The following is an 18,329-nucleotide window of genomic DNA, read 5'->3' as shown; positions in this document are numbered from 1 at the left end:
CAATAATAAACCGCTCATAATCAAGCAATGCTTGGGCCAGTGGCCTAAGTATTGCCGTGCCTGAAATTTAAGAAACCAGATTTTTTGCTTTATTACTTATGTCACGCCATGCTGCCGTAAGCTCACAATCGTTGGGCTAAGATGAGCTGATTTCTCAACAAAATTGAAATCTGCATTAACTTATTTGTGTTAACTTAACAGTAGTTTTAAGCCAACCACAATCAATAAACAGGCAAATATTTTCTTCAGCACGGGGGTTGGCCACGTACTTGCCGCTTTGACTCCCAAAGGTGCACACAATATTGAACTAATGATAATGCCACACAAGGCTGGTAAATAAATAAACCCTACGGCTCCAGCAGGTAAATTAGGCGCATCAATACCTGCAATGACATAACCAATGGTGCCAGATATGGCAATAAACATCCCGGTAACCGACGAGAAGCCAACTGCCTGGCGCATTTGCAATCCACAGTAACTTAAAAAAGGCACCAACAATACTCCGCCGCCAATCCCCATCAAGCCAGCAATTAAAGCGATGAGAACAGAAATCGAAAATAACACGCCAAATTTTGGCATGTTATCACCGGTTTTCACCTTAAAAGGGAATGCCATTTGTATGGCCATTAACACCACAAAAATAGCAAAAGCCTGCTGTAAATCTTCAGATGATATTTGTTCAGAAACAAACGCCGAGGCCAATGAACCCACCACAATTCCCGGCATAATAGGCTTGAACAATGACCATGGCACATTACCCCTCTTGTGATGAGCAGTAGCAGAAGACATAGAGGTTAAGATAATTGATGCTAACGAGGTAGCAATGGCCACATGAGTCAGTTGAGCGACATTAATCCCAACTGACGGTAGAATGTATAACAGCGCTGGCACAATAATAAGGCCACCACCGATACCGAGTAACCCAGCAAGAAAACCAACGACTGAGCCAAGCAACAGACAAATAATAAAAACCTGAAGCATACTATCCATGATGACATCCTTTTTAATAAGCTATTATGGATTGATCAAATCAGCTAAATCGTGAGTTTGCATAAATTGTCCCAGTAACGTGCGCACTTGCTGCCCGTTAGATTGCCTGAGTACTATCTTAAGTAACTCCGACAGATCTTGTTGAGATACACGTCTTACTATGTAGTTAATTCTGGCTAAGCTAGCTTGGTTCATGCTTAACTTTCGATACCCCATTGCCACAAGCAGCAAAGCACCATAAGGTTCACCCGCTAACTCACCACAAACACTCACATCTAAATCATATTGGTGGCATTCATCAACAGCCAATTGCAGCGCCCGTAAAATACCCGGATGATAACTGTCAAACAATGAACTGACACTGGGGTTATTACGATCTACGGCTAACAAATACTGAGTTAAATCGTTACTGCCCACAGACACAAAATCGACTCTTTTAGCCACGTCCTGTAATTGGTAAAGCAATGCTGGAACTTCCAGCATGACACCCACTTTTGGTCGAACTAAAATAGTGTTGAGCTCTTGATTTAGCTCAGTAAATGCTTGCTCGAGATACGCTAATGTCTGATCTATCTCGTCAAGGTTGCTTACCATTGGCAGTAGTATTTGCAGTTGATTGCCTCTACCGCCAGCTTGTAACATGGCACGTAATTGCACTAAAAATAATTCTGGATGGTCTAACGACAAGCGAATACCGCGCCAACCTAAAAACGGGTTATCTTCTTTAATCGGGAAATAAGGTAAAGGTTTATCACCACCAACGTCCAGGGTACGCATCACTACAGGCCGTTCACCTGCCGCACTTAATACTCGTTTGTAAACATCGATTTGCTCGCTTTCACTAGGAAATCGTTGATGCAACATAAATGGTATTTCAGTCCGATACAGGCCAATACCATCGGCGCCTTCTGCTATTTCAGAGGCAATACCACTGAGTAAACCAGCATTAAGGTAAAGTTGGATCCGTTGGCCATCAGTGGTCACCGATGGCAAACTTAATTCTGCTGAAAATTGCTTTTGTTTTTCAACATCGGCATCAAGTAATAATTGATATTCTTCAACCACCGCAGGTGAAGGCGACACTAATAACTGACCACGTGTCGCATTAAGCACTAAAAGCTTTTTATCAATGTCTGTCGACAATACATCGTCGGTACCAACAATTGCAGGCACCCCTAAAGCACGCGCTAAAATGGCAGCATGGGCATTAACGCCGCCACGCTCAGTAACAATACCAGCCAACTTTTGGCGGGGAAACTCGGCCAACAGGGTCGCATCCACTTCATTGGCAACTAAAATAACCGGTTTGTCTGGGTCTACCTCTAAACGGCCAGGCTCTATCAATTGGCGTAATACTTTTTGGCCCAGTTCGCGAATATCACTCGCGCGCTCTTTTAAGTAAGGGTCCTCCATGGCCAAAAACTGCTCTATATAGCGCAGAGACACACGGCTTACAGCAGACTCAGGCTGCCAGCCCAGAGCCACTTCACGAGCGTACTCACCACCTAAACTTGACTCATCGAGTAGTAATTGGAAAGCGGTAAAAATAGAGGCAACATCACCAGACTTTTCGCGCTCAAAACGTTGCGAAATTGCCGACAACATATCACTGCAGCGCTGCATGGCCTGCTTAAGTCGCAACAACTCACTGTCAATATCAACGCAATGTAATTCTGGTTGCTCTAACGAAATGGTACCGCCCAAAACCAAACCATGGGCAATAGCAATACCACTTGATGCTGTAACACCATTAAATACAACTTGTTGTTGTACATTAGTGATTGTCGCTTTGTGCTTAAGGCTTTTAATCACTACGGCAAGCTGTGCTGCCAAAGTCATTAAAAAAGCCTCTTCGTTTTCGCTAAATTGTCGAGCTTCGGGTTGCTGCACAACAATGACACCAACCACTAATTTTTGAAAAATAATCGGCACTGCCAAAAAGGCACGATAATCTTCTTCAACTGCTTCAGGAAATAATTTAAACCTGGGGTGAATACGCGCATCAGCAAGGTTAATGGCTTCTTCACGCTGAGCAACTAACCCAACTAACCCTTCTGTTAATGGCATGCTTACACGGCCAACAGCTGACTTTTCAAGCCCTTCGGTAGCCGATAACACAAGATTATGTTGCTCGAGGATGTATATAGAACAGCAATGCGTCGCCATAGCAATACGAGTTTGCGACACTAAAATATTTAACGCACTCTCCAGGCTGTTTGCTCTTGCAACAGCCTGGGTGATATCCCTGAGCATATTTAACACTGTTCCAACCCTCTATGAAATCAGTTAACTCCGTTGTTTGCTTCGTTTCTTACTAAACTCACGCGTTTGCAGCGCTAATGTCGTCGATGCGAACTCTTTCATTACTTTTCTATATACATCGCGCTTAAAAGACACAACTTGACGTACAGGATACCAATAGCTTACCCAGCGCCAATCATCAAATTCAGGGTGACCTGAAGAGTTTAAATTGATTGTGTTGTCGTGGCCTTTTAACTGTAGTAAAAACCATTTCTGCTTTTGACCAATGCAAACAGGTTTGCTTTCTTGGCGAACCAAACGCTTAGGTAACCGATAACGTAACCAAGAGCGAGTGGATGTCAAAATTTGAACATGCTCAGGTCGCAGTCCCACTTCTTCGTAAAGTTCACGATACATGGCTTCTTCGGCCGACTCGCCATCGTCTAACCCACCTTGTGGAAACTGCCATGAATGTTGACCAAAACGTCTAGCCCACATGACTTGTCCAAATTTATTACAGATAATGATGCCCACATTTGCGCGAAAGCCGTCGCTATCAATCACATGGACTCCAAAATTAACAAATTTTATATGATCTGATTGTTTCACAAAGCATGCCTATCGGCAAACCTCTATTTAGTAACAATTAGGCTTAGTGAGTGTAATAATTGAACTAAAATCAGGAAATTGCACATTATTCAATCTTTACAATGCTTCTGGCTGCATTTCATATACTAATACTGGCGGTTAACCTTGGATATTTACCCGTCAAACACTGATGAATATTTTTGCTGTTTAGCTGACGCGAAAAAGTGGTAATTGTGGATAATTTAATAACATTGTGTACAAACGCAAATTATCAACAGCCAAAGACCACTCACCTGCAGATTATCCACAAAATCTGTGGATATCTCTGTTCGAAACTTTGGTAAACCTCAATTACGTTGTAAAAAACACCGAATTTCAATTTATTAAAACACCCCAAAATAAACTAATAAACCAAATAAAATCATACAAATACAACAACACCGAATTAAATCAAACTATCGATCGCCACGATCGAACAAAAATCAAACACCTCTAAATAAGTACCTCACTCGGTTAAATCAACCTATGAGTTATACACAAATAACAAGGCTTTTTTTAAAATAAACCGATAAAAAAGCGATTTTATTGCGTTGACTTGGCGTTTTTAATCAGTTAAAGGCAACAAAAATTACAGTTATCCATTAAAACTGTGGATAACTGTGTGTGAAATACAGGGGAAATAGGAGAGTAACTTGGGACAAAGTGATTCAACACAAAACACCTAACGACTTATTCATTTAAAAACAGTGACTTAGTTGGTGTTGAAAAGATATTTTATTAGCGAACAAATTGGCGGTTATTTTTTAAACAACACCAGTTCAGCGACTAAGTTTGTTTTTTTTGCTCAATACTTGCTAGCATATTGCAGGTAAGTAATTAACACAAAACGAATCACATCACTGCAATTAACTTGAAGGTATTTCACAGGCTCATGGCAAAATCCCCCCCCAAAGACATCGATGAATTAATGCAAAGAGCACATAATATGGCTGGGGTCCGTCTTGCCGATATCGCTATGGAGCACTCTATTTCAGTCCCTGATAACCTAAGACGCGACAAAGGTTGGGTTGGGCAATTAATTGAAGCCGAGTTAGGCGCATTAGCAGGCTCAAAACCCCAACCTGATTTTATTCATCTTGGAGTAGAACTGAAAACGATACCAATCGATCATAAAGGAAAACCGCTTGAAACAACCTACGTGACAGTAGCGCCTTTGGTTAACATTCAAGGATTAACATGGCAAGAAAGCGTCGTCTTTCATAAACTGCAACATGTGTTATGGGTACCCGTTGAAGGAGAGCGCAGCATAGCAGTTGGTGAAAGACGGATCGGCACACCGGTACTTTGGCAACCCAATGCATTGCAAGCACAGCAACTTCAACAAGATTGGGAAGAAATAATGGAGCTAATCGCCCTGGGCAAAGTTGATAAAATTACCGCGCGACATGGTGAAGTGCTACAACTGAGACCTAAAGCTGCTAACAGTTATACCTTGACCGAAAGCATTGCAGAAGATGGCAGTATACAACTTTCAAATCCGCGAGGATTTTATTTAAAAATACCGTTCACTCAACAAATACTAAACAATGCCTTTGGCTAACGACATGAGGACCGGCAGCTATTATCCTAAATAAAGGATAAAACTTTGTACCAGAGCACACTTTTATGCACTTCTATAGATCTAAATCACAAATTAACTATCGCAAATGAACCGTTCTTATATAAACTACAGCGCTTACAACTAAGCTATTCGGATACCTTACTTCCAAGTGAAAGCACGCCGTCAAACTCAAAAATTATTATTCGCAGTGTTTGCTTGGAGCGTTGCGATGGCGTCATTTGTGTTTTTTCGTTATTCACAATCGGCACAACTTCCTGATTGGGCAATAAGCAATGCCGACTTAGCCACGCTTGCCGTTTTTATGGGGTTTGTATTTGGTGGCCTACATTGGATGTCAAACGTCATTGCCGACTTTAGCGCAATTAGTCGCCTTCCTTACTTGTTTTCAGTGGTATTTAAAGGTTTGTTTCTACTTCTTGGGGCGACCACTCTGGCTTATCTCACACAATTTTTAAATATGTGGACAGTCGATAATCATATGGTGACATTACGGCAAATGCTCAGTATTCACATCATATACAGTCCGTCATTTCAAGCGCTTGTGGTGTATTTAGTCGTCGTGAGAGTCAGCCTTGCCTTTATTGAACAAATGGCACTTTTAGTTGGCCCAAAAGTATTACTTAACATTGGCTTAGGCAAATACCATAAACCGAGATACGAACATCAATTATTTTTATTTATTGATATGGTGTCATCGACAGCGCATGCAGAAACATTGGGTGATTACCGCTTTAGCCGTCTCATACAAGACAGCTTTAGCATGTTGGCAGACACTGTCTCAAACAATGAAGCAGAGATCTACCGTTATATGGGTGATGCTGTATTAATTCATTGGCCTTTAGAACAAGGCATAAAACACGACCGTTGCATGAACATTTATTTTAAGTTTTGCCAACAACTTAAATGGCAGACTCAGTATTTTGAACAGCAATATGGCTTTGTACCTAAATTTAAAGCAGCCGCACATTGTGGTCAGGTGGTTGCTGCCGTTGTGGGCGTTCACAAACAAGAAATAAGCTTCTTTAGTGATGTACTCAATACGTTGGCAAGGCTTCAAGACCAATGCAACCCATTGGGGCAACGGATGCTGCTATCTGGGGATGTGGTCCATCGGCTTGAGCAGCAAAACAGTCAATATGAATTAACCAATTTAGGCCCAATTGTATTAAAGGGTAAGCAGCACCCGATTGAAGTCTTTGGCGCTGCACCTATCAAATCGCCGCACTTGTAACTAATTTTTGTTTGGTAATTCTTGAGCAAGCAATTTTTTCTGTATTGCTAACCCTAAGGTTCTAAAGGTAGAAATTCGGCTAGTGGTTTGACGCCATACTAAACCAATATCTCGGTATGGTGCTTCGCCTGGTGGATCCATCGCAATCAAATCAGTGTCATTTAATATGCCGGTATCTATTGCCATTTGCGGTAAAAAGGTCGTTCCTAACTTACTATTAACCATTTGCACTAACGTATGCAAACTGGTTGCTGCAAACGGATTAACTTTAGTACTGTCACCTAATTGGCAGGCTGTAATTGCATGGCCTGTAATACAATGTTCTGCTTGCAGTAAAAAAATACTTTCATCAGGCATTTTTTGATAATCGATTGGTTGTATTACATCTTGCGATAACTCTTTATGCATCACCATCTTAAATGGGTCGATCCCCACTTTCATGCTGTGAAACCCATTAGTATCAACAGGTAAGGCCAAAATCAATAAATCGAGTTCCCCTTTGGCTAACGCATCAAGCAGTCTTTCTGTGGTGTCTTCTTTTAACAGCAAACTTAATTTTGGGTAATCTTGCTGGCACAATTTCACCACACGACTTAGCAAAAATGGCGCAATCGTCGGGATGCAGCCTAAGCGGATTTCGCCAGTCATTGGCTCACCCTGATTTTTAACCAACTCAACTAAGTCATCAACATTAGTTAAGATATTGCGTGCACGCTCAACCACTTCCTCGCCTATTGCGGTAAACATAAACGATTTATGATCACGCTCAATCAACTGATAACCCAGTTGCTCTTCAAGGTTTTGTATGCCACTAGACAAGGTTGATTGGCTAACAAAACACATTTTGGCAGCACGGTTAAAATTTTGCTCTTGATGCAAATGCACCAAATAATAGAGATTTTTAAGGCTAGGAAGGTTTTTCATATAAGCGATTACTGTTATCGATGTTGATTCAAATAATGAATTAAATAAACAAAAATAACAAGTCGACGGTCGCGATCTGCGCCCATAAAAAATGCCTCAAATAATGAGGCATTGATATAAAGCACAATAGCGCATTAAGCTTTGGCTTCTAGGTACTCTTTTAACTGTTGTAAATCTTTAGCTGCGTGCTCAACAATTTGATTAAGCCAGGTTTTATGTTCATCGTCCCAATTGGCTTCTTCGCTATGTTGAAGTAGCTGAGCAAATTGTTGAATACGCTTTAAACCAACAGAGCCTGCAGCACCTTTAAACTTGTGCGCTTCGGCACATAAGGTTTCTTTATCGCTCGCATCATCAGCTTTAACAAGGCTGCTGACATACTCCGGCATTAACTGTTCAAATAACACGACGCTTTTTAATAAAGTTCCAGCACCAATTGCGCTGATATACTGCTCGAGCGTATTGAGATCCAATATTGAGTCTAACTGCGTTGTGGCCATTAAGGCACCTCTATTAAAAATCTAACTCTATAAAATTACAAACATAATACCGAGTAAAATGCCCTATGCAAGACTTGCCAACCAATCACGTCACTTTTATTTGAACTGATAACAACTCATTAACAGCACAACACCACAGACATTACCAATGTTTAAAAAAAGCTCATTTTGAGAGTTTTTCAATCAAAATGAGTACTAAGTTAGACTTAGAAAACAATCCTAAGCTCACATTAAGCGATTTTGTTAACCCAATTAAGCGCACTGCCTTGACCACCATATTCTCTTAACTCATCCACAATGGCGACCAATCCATCCCAACGGTAGGCACACCAATCGGGGGCAAGTAACATGGGTTTTTGAGCATAAGCTGTCACCCTATGGTAAATAATATCTCTTGGAGTGTTACGTATTAAGGTTGCCGCGGCAGAAGCATATTCATCGAGTGTCAATAAATCCATGGCCTTATATCGCCACTGTTTGGCCATAGTGCTCCCCTCAACGATGTGCAAAGGATGCAGCTTTAATCCATCCACACCTATGCCTAACACGGTTTGCAAACTATTCATATAATCAGTGGATGTTTCACCGGGCAGACCTAAAATGAGGTGGGTACAGACTTTAATTCCCCGCGATCTCGCCGCAATCACCGTTTGGCGATATTCTGTCAATTGATGACCACGATTAATTTTTTTCAACGTGCGATTATTACTGGTTTGTAAGCCAAGTTCTAACCAGACATCTAACCCACTGTTTTGATATTCAGCTAATAAATCGAGTACCGCATCTGGCACACAATCAGGGCGGGTGCCAATATGTAATCCCACGATCTGCTTATCTTCTATTGCTAGGTCGTATTTTAGTTTTAAGTGATGAAATTCATCATAAGTGCTGGTGTAGGCTTGAAAATAAGCAATGTATTTATCTGAAGACACTGGAGCGGGTAGCGACTTATTAACACATTTAACCCGTGAATGAGCTCGCTCTTTACCCTGGGAAAGTTGCACGCTTATCGACGATGTTTGCCCAAGCTGAGCATTAAAAGAGGCCACATTACAAAATGTGCATCCGCCAAAACCTAGAGTGCCGTCACGATTTGGGCAAGTAAATTGGGCATCTATAGTCAGTTTTTTAACACGTTCACCATATCGTGCTTTGCAATAAGCGCCAAAAGTATTAACGTAATCGTCTAAACCCACAAAACCTCCGCTCTTCAATCAAAAGGCGTCAGTTTAGGTAGCAGTTAAACGCTTGTCTTGGTGCTAAATCAATAAACACACCGATTAAGCCCAGTAGGCTGCAAACTGGCCAACATTGGGTAAAATCGTTTTAAACAATGTCTCACTTGTCTACATTACCAAAAATGAATATTTACTCATTTAGAATAATTTTTTACCCAATTACTGTGTTTGAAATAAAATTCACTATTTTTATTTCAAAAACAATTCTAAAGCATTGTTGCAAAAAGGTAACCATTTGTTTGAATAATTTCTAAAATTCTTTTTATTCATAATGTTATAGCAACAAACCAACAGTTTACGTTAACGTCAATCTTGTAGCTTATAACCTTTTTTTGGTAATTATATTTCAGTTTGTTGCATTTTTTTGGTTTGACCTTTAAGCATTCTCAGTTTAATTTGAATGGTTCGGGTGCATATCTATGGAATGTTTCACATTTACCCCGAGTCGTATCCAGTAGAGGTTTAGGGGGTTTTTTGTATGAGCTTGTATCATCCCAGTTTTGAGCGTGACAATTGCGGATTTGGGTTAATAGCACAAATGGACGGTGACGCAAGTCATCGCATTGTGCGCACCGCAATTCATGGTCTCGATCGAATGAAGCATCGTGGTGGTATTGCAGCTGACGGACGCACAGGTGATGGCTGTGGTTTATTAATGCAAATGCCAACGGCGTTCTTTGAAGCTATCGCCGCAGAAAACGATTGGCATTTAAGCCGAAAGTTTGCCGTAGGTATGCTATTTCTCAGCCAAGACGAACAACGCGCTGACGAAGCTAAATTTATCTTAGAAAAAGAACTACAAAGAGAAACACTGAGTGTTGCAGGTTGGCGTAAGGTTCCGGTTAATCCAGATGTTCTGGGGGAGATTGGCCGAGCAAGTTTACCGCAAATTTATCAAGTGTTGATTAATGCGCCTGTCGGATGGCGTGAAAAAGATCTTGAGCGCCGCCTATATATGGCTCGTCGCCGTCTTGAGCAACAAATTACCGACGACAAAGATTTTTATGTTGCCAGTTTGTCTGGCCAAGTGATTGTCTATAAAGGCCTAATGATGCCAGCAGACTTGCCATCATTTTATACTGACCTTGCCGACATTCGCTTAAAAAGTGCAATTTGTTTATTCCATCAGCGCTTTTCAACAAATACATCGCCAAAATGGCCACTTGCACAACCGTTTCGCTACTTAGCTCACAACGGTGAAATCAATACCATTACGGGTAACCGTCAATGGGCGCGTGCCCGTGCATACAAATTTAATTCTCCACTGCTGCCCGATTTGCAACAAGCCGCGCCATTTGTGAACGAAACAGGCTCAGACTCATCATCATTAGATAACATGCTCGAAATGTTATTATCAGGTGGTATGGACTTATACCGTGCAATGCGTTTGCTTATTCCACCTGCATGGCAGTCAAATCCAGAAATGGATGACGAGCTTAAAGCCTTTTATGACTTTAACTCAATGCACATGGAACCCTGGGATGGCCCTGCGGGTATCGTAATGACCAATGGCCGTCATGCAGCCTGCGCCGTTGACCGTAATGGCTTGCGTCCTTCGCGTTATGTCATCACTAAAGATCGTATTTTAACCTTAGCTTCAGAAGTGGGCATTTGGGATTATGCCGCCGATGAAGTGATTGAAAAGGGCCGCGTAGGCCCTGGTGAGTTATTGGTTTTAGATACCGTAAACGGCCGTTTATATCAGTCATTCGAAATCGACAATGACTTAAAACGCCGTCATCCTTACAAAGAATGGATGGCAAAAAACAGCCAAACGCTAATTCCAGCAGAACAAATGCCACCGGCTAAGTTAGGTGCAAGCGGATTTGATTCAAAAACCTTACTGCAATACCAAAAGCAATTTGGCTTTACTCGCGAAGAGCTAGAGCAAGTGATTTGGGTGCTAGCCACCAAAGGCGAAGAAGCGGTCGGTTCAATGGGTGACGATACACCAATGGCTGTATTGTCTAAAAAGTCACGCTCGTTGTATGACTATTTCCGTCAAAAGTTTGCCCAGGTAACTAACCCACCAATCGATCCATTACGTGAAAAACACGTCATGTCGTTAGCAACCTGCGTAGGTCGCGAGCAAAACCTGTTTAGCGAAACCACAGGTAATGCCTACCGTGTTATGTTTAACTCACCGATCTTACTGTTCAGTGACTTTAACCAATTACTCGGATTAGACAGCACTAACTATCGAGCGAATACCGTAGATTTAAACTACGACGTGAACGAAAGCCTAGAGCAAGCCATACATCGAATTACCGATGAGGCTGAGCGTCTAGCACGCAGCGGCACAACCTTATTAGTACTGTCTGATCGCGCTGTGGCACAAAATGCCCAGGTGATCCCAGCTGCTATGGCTGTAGGTTCAGTGCAAACACGCTTGGTTGATAAAAGCTTACGCTGTGACACCAATATCATTGTTGAAACTGCCTCAGCACGTGACCCACATCATTTTGCTGTGTTACTTGGTTTTGGTGCGACTGCCATTTATCCATATCTAGCGTATGAATCGATTTCATCAATGGCCAAACTGCACCAAATAGAAGACGTTACCCCATTGATGCTTAACTTCCGTTATGGCATTGAAAAGGGCTTACGTAAAATCATGTCTAAAATGGGCATCAGCACCGTAGGTTCTTACCGTTGTAGTCAGCAATTTGAAGCCGTTGGTCTGGCTCGTGATGTGATTGATTTATGCTTTAAAGGCGTGATCAGTCGTATTGAAGGTGTCAGTTTTGAACACATCGCTAACGATCAAAAAATTCTCCACACAGCAGCTTATCGAGCACACATACCATTACCGCAAGGTGGATTGCTCAAATATGTGGAAGGTGGTGAATACCATGCCTTTAACCCTGATGTGGTGAATACATTACAGGCATCACTTAAAAATCAAGACTATGTCGAGTACAAAAAGTTTGCTCGTTTAGTCGATGACCGTCCGGTTGCGACACTACGTGATTTAATCGGGATCAAAGGACAACTTGACGTAATTGATATCAATCAGGTTGAAGGAGCCCAAACGCTGTATCCACGTTTTGACAGCGCGGCAATGAGTATTGGTGCATTAAGCCCAGAGGCTCACGAAGCCTTAGCTGTTGCAATGAACCGCCTAGGCGGCCGCTCTAACTCAGGTGAAGGTGGAGAAGACGCAAAACGCTTTAACAGCGAGCGTAACTCAGCGATTAAACAAATTGCATCTGGCCGCTTTGGCGTAACAGCCCATTACCTTGTTAATGCCGATGTATTGCAAATTAAAGTGGCTCAAGGTGCTAAACCTGGCGAAGGTGGTCAGTTACCAGGTCATAAAGTCAGTGTCGAGATTGCCGGTCTGCGTCATGCACGCCCTGGGGTAACATTGATTTCGCCTCCACCGCATCACGACATCTACTCAATCGAAGATTTAGCCCAGCTTATTTTCGATTTAAAACAGATTAATCCAAAAGCGCTTGTGTCGGTAAAACTGGTTTCTGAGCCAGGTGTTGGCACTATTGCTACTGGTGTTGCAAAAGCCTACGCAGATATGATCACCATTTCAGGTTACGATGGCGGCACTGGTGCAAGCCCTATTACCTCTGTTAAATATGCCGGTTCTCCGTGGGAACTTGGTTTAGCCGAAGTTCATCAGTCACTTGTTGAAAATGGCCTTCGTCATAAAATTCGTTTACAAGTCGATGGCGGTTTAAAAACCGGTACTGATGTGATTAAAGCGGCACTACTGGGTGCTGAAAGCTTTGGTTTTGGTACTGTGCCAATGATCGCATTGGGCTGTAAATACCTTCGTATTTGCCACCTTAATAACTGTGCGACAGGCGTAGCAACTCAAGATAAAAACTTACGTGAAAAACACTATCACGGCTTACCAGAACGCGTAATGACTTACTTTGAGTTTGTGGCTCAGGAAGTGCGCGAATGGATGGCAACGCTAGGTGTCGCCAAGTTTGAAGATCTTGTAGGGCGCAGCGAATGGCTGCACACTCTTGAGGGCCAAACTGACAAGCAACGTGGTTTAGACTTAGCACCTATTTTATATAAGCCAACTGTAAAACCAAACTCAGCATTGACCTGGAAAGAAATCAATCCTCCGTCAGATACTGGCAAGTTAAACCAAACCTTACTTGCTGATTGTGCTGCCGCTGTTGAAGCTGGAGAAGCTTATTCGTATCAATATCCAATCAACAATACCGACCGCTCTGTTGGCGCTGCATTGTCTGGTTTTATTGCTACAAAAATGGGTGTAAAAGGCACAAAAGAGACAATAAGCCTTGGCTTTAACGGCAGTGCAGGTCAGAGCTTTGGTGTGTGGAACAGCCCAGGTCTCGAGCTTAAGTTATGCGGTGACGCTAACGACTATGTTGGCAAAGGTATGTCTGGCGGTAAGATCGTGATTCATCCACCTATTGGCAGCCCATTCCAAAGCGAGCGCAGCGCGATTATGGGTAACACCTGTTTGTATGGTGCAACCGGCGGTAAATTATTTGCCGCAGGTCAAGCAGGCGAACGTTTCGGTGTTCGTAACTCAGGCGCAATTGCAGTTGTTGAAGGTGTCGGTGATAACGGCTGTGAATACATGACCGGCGGTATCGTGGTCATTTTAGGTAAAACTGGGGTGAACTTCGGTGCCGGTATGACTGGTGGGTTTGCTTACGTGTTCGACCAATTTGGCCGATTTAATCGCCGAGTAAACACTGAAATGGTTGATACTCAAAAAGTAGAGTCAACTATCCACCAGCAACACTTAAAAAGCCTAATTGAAACTCACTTTGCAGAAACAGGCAGCGAACATGCCCATATGATTTTAAGTGACTTTGAAAACTGGTTAGATTGTTTTGTACTCGTTAAACCAAAAAATATTGCCGTTGCTGACCTGCTGAAAATTGAGCAGAAGAGTCCGGAATTAGTTGTAAAGGCAGGATAATCATGAGCAATGACTTTCAATTTATTGAAGTGGGTCGTATAGACCCTGTAAAACATGAAGCAAAAAAACGTGCTACACAATTTATAGAAATTTATCAGCCATTTACTCAACCTGAAGTAAAACAGCAAGCCGATCGTTGTCTTGACTGTGGTAACCCTTATTGTGAATGGAAATGCCCACTGCATAACTACATTCCAAACTGGTTAAAACTGGCTGAACAAGGTCGCATTATGGAAGCAGCAGACTTGGTTCACGAAACCAACACACTGCCTGAAATATGCGGCCGAGTATGCCCACAAGACCGATTATGTGAAGGTGCGTGTACTCTAAATGACGATTTTGGCGCCGTGACAATTGGTAATGTTGAAAAGTACATTACCGATACCGCTATATCTCAAGGCTGGCGTCCAGATATGACTAAAGTCACGCCGCGTAAAGAGCGTGTGGCCATTGTTGGAGCCGGTCCTGCGGGGCTAGGTTGTGCGGATATTTTAGCTCGCAATGGCGTACAAGCCGTGGTGTACGACAAATACCCGCAAATTGGTGGCTTACTCACCTACGGCATTCCATCATTTAAACTTGATAAAGACGTCATGGCGACTCGCCGCTCTGTGCTAGAAGGCATGGGCATTCAATTTAAAATGGGCGTGACCGTTGGTAAAGATGTGAGCTTTCAAAGCTTGTTAGATGAGTACGATGCTGTGTTCCTTGGCATGGGGACTTACACCGCGATGAAAGCCAAACTCCCCAACGAAGATGCGCAAGGTGTTATTCAGGCACTACCATACTTAATTGGTAACACGCACCACTTAATGGGCACACAAGACGATTCAACGCCCTATTTAAGCCTTGAAGGCAAAAACGTAGTGGTACTAGGCGGTGGTGACACTGCCATGGATTGCGTGCGAACAGCAGTACGTCAGGGCGCTAAAAGCGTAACCTGTGCATACCGTCGTGACGAAGCCAACATGCCAGGTTCGCGCCGTGAAGTGCAAAATGCACGTGAAGAAGGCGTTAATTTCTTATTTAACCGCCAACCCGTTGCCATTAAAGCTGAAAACGGTGTAGTGGTAGGTATTGAATGTGTGGAAACCCAAATGGGCGAAGCAGACGCAAGTGGCCGTCAACGTGCAGAAGTGATTGCTGGCAGTGAGCAAGTGCTAGAAACTGATGCGCTAATTATCGCCTTTGGCTTCCAAGCAAGCCCTGCACCTTGGTTTAGCGACTTTGGTATCGAAACCAACGAATGGGGCCTAGTTAAAGCCACTAAAGTTGACGATAACCCATTCCAAACCACTAACCCTAAAGTGTTTGCTGGCGGTGATATGGTGCGCGGTTCTGACCTAGTCGTAACCGCTATTGCAGAAGGTCGTGATGCCGCTATGGGCATTTTAAACTACTTAGATTAATGAGATAAACCAATATAGCCTGTGATTGATTACAGGCTAATAATGAACAGAATGTACCGAGTTTGCTTGTGAATTTTAGCGCATCTTTATGATGCGCATTTTTTTGCCCTAAACGCGGTAATTATTTATTCGCTGTGCTCACTAAAAAGTGGCTAAACAGTTTATTTTTTAATTCTGGGTGTTCATCTGAAAACTTAACGCCTACCGTCATCTCAGTGTCAAACTGCTGCACTTTAACTGCGGTTCCGGTTAAAATACCAGACAAGTTTTCATCGATAGAAATGGCCACATCTATTTCAGCATCTTGTTCAAGAGCCATCGATTTAGGTGCTAAAGTGACAAAGCAACCCGTCAAAGAAAAATCGAGCATTTTTGCAATAATTTTATTGTCGTTGTGCATAATAAACACATCTTGCTCAATATCGACTCGCAACTGCTCCCTAACTTTTTTCTTAGTAATCGATTTTGGCACGCTCAAACACAGCATGCGCACAGGTAGATTAACAACAGACAAAATAGTCGACTTAAAGGCAATAATGTCTTTAAAACCGCTGTTTGTCATGGCCCTTACCACAATTTCTGCATTAGCTAGCATATGCTGGTAAGCTTCTGAAAAATCTTTGGTAGGGAATTCAATCAAAATAAAACGATTGATTTGAAAACCAATCAAACTCGAACGAGATTGGACTTTTTTACCATTAGCAAAATGGATCTCAACAAACAAATCCATGCCAATATCAATTAAGCGCAAATCGTCAAGCAACTCGCTCACTGGTGTTTTTATCATAAAATTTTCACCCTGTAAGTGGGCGTGATAATGCTCTGCTTCATCAATTTATTGACCCAAAATTTCATCATTAACATAAAGATAACAGATTTCGTATTGTACTTCTTATAGCTTATCACTCTTTCTAAGCAAAAGTTGTTTTGTTCAGCGATGTGCAATTGGCATTGTATGTAGCACAAGCTTATAGGATAGCGTCAAATCGCTGGGAATAAGCCCCTAAAACACATCAGGCCAGCAAATGCTGGCCTGAAATACAAATAGCTAGATGGTTACTTTACCGTAAACTTAGTGTCTTGCTCTCTTAGCAAGTACAAGGCAAAACACGCCGCCCACATTGGCCATGCTGCAAAAAACAATAAGTTATTAAATGCATCAAAATATTGATTAAATGCCGATAGTGTTGAAGCACCATGCATTAAGAAAATCACGCCGTAAGTGATGCGTTTTTTAATCCCAAGCACAAAGGTAATCACCAATAATAATTGCAAACCACCCATAATATACGCAGCGACTTCACTCACGCCGCCTATTCCGTAAAACTTCTCAAATATCTTAATGCTGTGGCCAGGATTAACAAATTTATCCAAAGTCCACACAAGCATCACGATAAAAACGCCAAGACGAAGAGACAGTAACGACCATTGCAATTTACCTTGAACGTCGCTGTTTAGTGTTGTTTGCATCATAATTCCTTAAAAAATATAAATAAAACTCATTCTGCTGAGTGATTAATAAGCTAGACTAACCCTGTCAGATTAACGCGTTAGTCAGCGCCTAATTGACCGAGCCAAACAAAATTATGTTGCACAACCACTTATTCCATTTAATTCTAAACTGACTTTATTTGGCATAAGATTGTTGTAATAAATACCATCGTTAGTGGGTCTTTTAGGCCAAGTTCATCACATGCAGAAGATATTATGCCTATTTACCGTGTCCCAAATTATTCCATAACAGCCGTGGCTGTTGGCTTAGCCTTATTTTCTTCGTTAACCCTTGCCGCAGATGACACTTCAACGATTGAAGTAATCAATGTGTCAGGCAAAACGATTAACGACAAAGGGTTGTCACCTAAAAACAGCACCGTTGATGGCCCATTTGGTGATGGTATTGCATTAAAAGATATTGCCCGCTCGGTCACCCCGATCACCAGCGAAATGATTGAACAGCTTAATATCACCGACTTGGCCGACATTCAAAAAGTCAGCCCTAATAGCTATTCGGCTAGCGGCTTTGGCGCCTCAAGCTTGCCAACTATTCGTGGTCAGTTAGGTGAGTTATACCAAGATGGTGTGCGCCGCCAAGCAGGAAATAATGGCTTTGGGATCCCAATGTCGTTTAACGCCATTGAGCAAATTGATGTGGTAAAAGGTGCGCCTCCCGTGTTGCTGGGCACCAGCCAACGCAATGGTGGCTTTGTTAATGTGCACTCTAAAGTAGCACCCACTAATGACAAATTTACCAACCTTACCGCCTCTGCCGGCAGTTGGGATCATTACCGTGCTCAATTAGATGTGGCAACCGATATTGTCGAAAACCAAAGTGGCGTGCGGTTAAGTGTCGAGCATATCGATAATGGCAGCTATTATGATTACTCAGGTTTTCAAAGCGACAGTATTTTTGCAGCATTTCGCCTATTACCAGACGATGCCAGCACCTGGGACATCAATGTCGAATATTATGATGTCGATTTTACCGACAACGCTGGGATAAACCGCCCAACCCAAGCACTAATTGATGATGGTTTATACCCAATCAACTTGAAGATGCGGATTGTAACATCTGAAAATTGTCATTGATCCGCGACGTCAAATCGCCACCCATTTCCGGCAGTGTTTCTTTAAAAAATTTTGATAGAGCGGCCCTAAATTCG

Annotated in this window: 12 protein-coding genes and 2 pseudogenes; 5 read left to right on the top strand and 9 right to left on the bottom strand. The window is 42.4% G+C overall.

Annotated features, from left to right (window positions below):
* Positions 1–189 precede the first annotated feature (189 nt).
* From IEW93_RS20320 to rppH, 3 genes are read right to left on the bottom strand one after another with little or no spacing between them, the layout of a single operon-like run.
* Positions 190–990: a sulfite exporter TauE/SafE family protein gene (locus tag IEW93_RS20320; RefSeq protein ID WP_188741052.1), complete on the bottom strand. Its 801-nt coding sequence runs from the start codon at positions 988–990 to the stop codon at positions 190–192.
* Between the two features lie 24 nt (positions 991–1,014).
* The gene (gene ptsP, locus IEW93_RS20315) at positions 1,015–3,252 is read right to left on the bottom strand and encodes a phosphoenolpyruvate--protein phosphotransferase (protein WP_188741051.1); all 2,238 of its coding nucleotides are present in this window, start codon (positions 3,250–3,252) and stop codon (positions 1,015–1,017) included.
* A gap of 24 nt (positions 3,253–3,276) precedes the next feature.
* Positions 3,277–3,795, bottom strand: a complete 519-nt coding sequence (gene rppH / locus IEW93_RS20310) for an RNA pyrophosphohydrolase (RefSeq protein WP_124017220.1) — start codon at positions 3,793–3,795, stop codon at positions 3,277–3,279.
* 955 nt (positions 3,796–4,750) lie between these two features.
* Between rppH and mutH the strand changes: the two genes are divergently transcribed.
* Both mutH and IEW93_RS20300 read left to right on the top strand, forming a co-directional pair.
* Positions 4,751–5,419 (top strand): DNA mismatch repair endonuclease MutH, encoded by a 669-nt coding sequence (gene mutH / locus IEW93_RS20305; RefSeq protein ID WP_188741050.1) that lies wholly within the window; start codon positions 4,751–4,753, stop codon positions 5,417–5,419.
* Between the two features lie 229 nt (positions 5,420–5,648).
* Positions 5,649–6,671 (top strand): adenylate/guanylate cyclase domain-containing protein, encoded by a 1,023-nt coding sequence (locus IEW93_RS20300; protein ID WP_229706730.1) that lies wholly within the window; start codon positions 5,649–5,651, stop codon positions 6,669–6,671.
* Here the strand turns inward: IEW93_RS20300 and oxyR are convergent, their stop codons facing one another.
* The 3 genes from oxyR to mnmL form a co-directional block, all read right to left on the bottom strand.
* Entirely contained in the window at positions 6,672–7,595 is a 924-nt protein-coding gene (oxyR, locus tag IEW93_RS20295; protein WP_188741048.1) for a hydrogen peroxide-inducible genes transcriptional activator OxyR, read from the bottom strand.
* A 134-nt stretch (positions 7,596–7,729) separates the two neighbouring features.
* Entirely contained in the window at positions 7,730–8,095 is a 366-nt protein-coding gene (locus IEW93_RS20290; protein WP_188741047.1) for an Hpt domain-containing protein, read from the bottom strand.
* A 230-nt stretch (positions 8,096–8,325) separates the two neighbouring features.
* On the bottom strand, positions 8,326–9,291 hold the full coding sequence (mnmL, locus tag IEW93_RS20285; protein WP_188741046.1) for a tRNA modification radical SAM protein MnmL/YtqA: 966 nt from the start codon (positions 9,289–9,291) through the stop codon (positions 8,326–8,328).
* A gap of 520 nt (positions 9,292–9,811) precedes the next feature.
* On the opposite strand from mnmL, the gene gltB reads away from it, so the two are divergent.
* Positions 9,812–14,260 carry a glutamate synthase large subunit gene (gltB, locus tag IEW93_RS20280; protein WP_188741045.1) on the top strand — a complete coding sequence of 1,483 codons (4,449 nt, stop codon included), beginning with the start codon at positions 9,812–9,814 and terminating at the stop codon, positions 14,258–14,260.
* Between the two features lie 2 nt (positions 14,261–14,262).
* Positions 14,263–15,669: a glutamate synthase small subunit GltD family protein gene (locus IEW93_RS20275; protein ID WP_188741044.1), complete on the top strand. Its 1,407-nt coding sequence runs from the start codon at positions 14,263–14,265 to the stop codon at positions 15,667–15,669.
* A gap of 121 nt (positions 15,670–15,790) precedes the next feature.
* Here the strand turns inward: IEW93_RS20275 and IEW93_RS20270 are convergent, their stop codons facing one another.
* On the bottom strand, positions 15,791–16,456 hold the full coding sequence (locus tag IEW93_RS20270; protein ID WP_188741043.1) for a flagellar brake protein: 666 nt from the start codon (positions 16,454–16,456) through the stop codon (positions 15,791–15,793).
* Positions 16,457–16,725: 269 nt separating this feature from the next.
* The gene (locus tag IEW93_RS20265) at positions 16,726–17,139 is read right to left on the bottom strand and encodes a hypothetical protein (protein ID WP_188741053.1); all 414 of its coding nucleotides are present in this window, start codon (positions 17,137–17,139) and stop codon (positions 16,726–16,728) included.
* Positions 17,140–17,376: 237 nt separating this feature from the next.
* Here IEW93_RS20265 and IEW93_RS20260 point away from each other — a divergent pair.
* Positions 17,377–18,207 (top strand): annotated as a pseudogene (locus tag IEW93_RS20260) (TonB-dependent receptor plug domain-containing protein); the annotation flags it as partial.
* A 4-nt stretch (positions 18,208–18,211) separates the two neighbouring features.
* Here IEW93_RS20260 and IEW93_RS22110 read toward each other — a convergent pair.
* Positions 18,212–18,329 (bottom strand): annotated as a pseudogene (locus tag IEW93_RS22110) (IS630 family transposase); the annotation flags it as partial.

Origin of the sequence: Shewanella inventionis (assembly GCF_014641855.1) — a bacterium.
In the GTDB taxonomy this organism is placed as follows: domain Bacteria; phylum Pseudomonadota; class Gammaproteobacteria; order Enterobacterales; family Shewanellaceae; genus Shewanella; species Shewanella inventionis.
The sequence above is the reverse complement of the archived record's forward strand: the minus strand, read 5'-3'. Positions and strand labels throughout refer to the sequence as shown.

Coding starts and splice junctions, on each gene's coding strand:
- oxyR (WP_188741048.1), bottom strand. CDS start 7,595: ATGAAAAACCTTCCTAGCCTTAAAAATCTCTATTATTTGGTGCATTTG.
- IEW93_RS20300 (WP_229706730.1), top strand. CDS start 5,649: ATGGCGTCATTTGTGTTTTTTCGTTATTCACAATCGGCACAACTTCCT.
- gltB (WP_188741045.1), top strand. CDS start 9,812: ATGAGCTTGTATCATCCCAGTTTTGAGCGTGACAATTGCGGATTTGGG.
- IEW93_RS20270 (WP_188741043.1), bottom strand. CDS start 16,456: ATGATAAAAACACCAGTGAGCGAGTTGCTTGACGATTTGCGCTTAATT.
- IEW93_RS20265 (WP_188741053.1), bottom strand. CDS start 17,139: ATGCAAACAACACTAAACAGCGACGTTCAAGGTAAATTGCAATGGTCG.
- IEW93_RS20275 (WP_188741044.1), top strand. CDS start 14,263: ATGAGCAATGACTTTCAATTTATTGAAGTGGGTCGTATAGACCCTGTA.
- IEW93_RS20320 (WP_188741052.1), bottom strand. CDS start 990: ATGGATAGTATGCTTCAGGTTTTTATTATTTGTCTGTTGCTTGGCTCA.
- mutH (WP_188741050.1), top strand. CDS start 4,751: ATGGCAAAATCCCCCCCCAAAGACATCGATGAATTAATGCAAAGAGCA.
- IEW93_RS20290 (WP_188741047.1), bottom strand. CDS start 8,095: ATGGCCACAACGCAGTTAGACTCAATATTGGATCTCAATACGCTCGAG.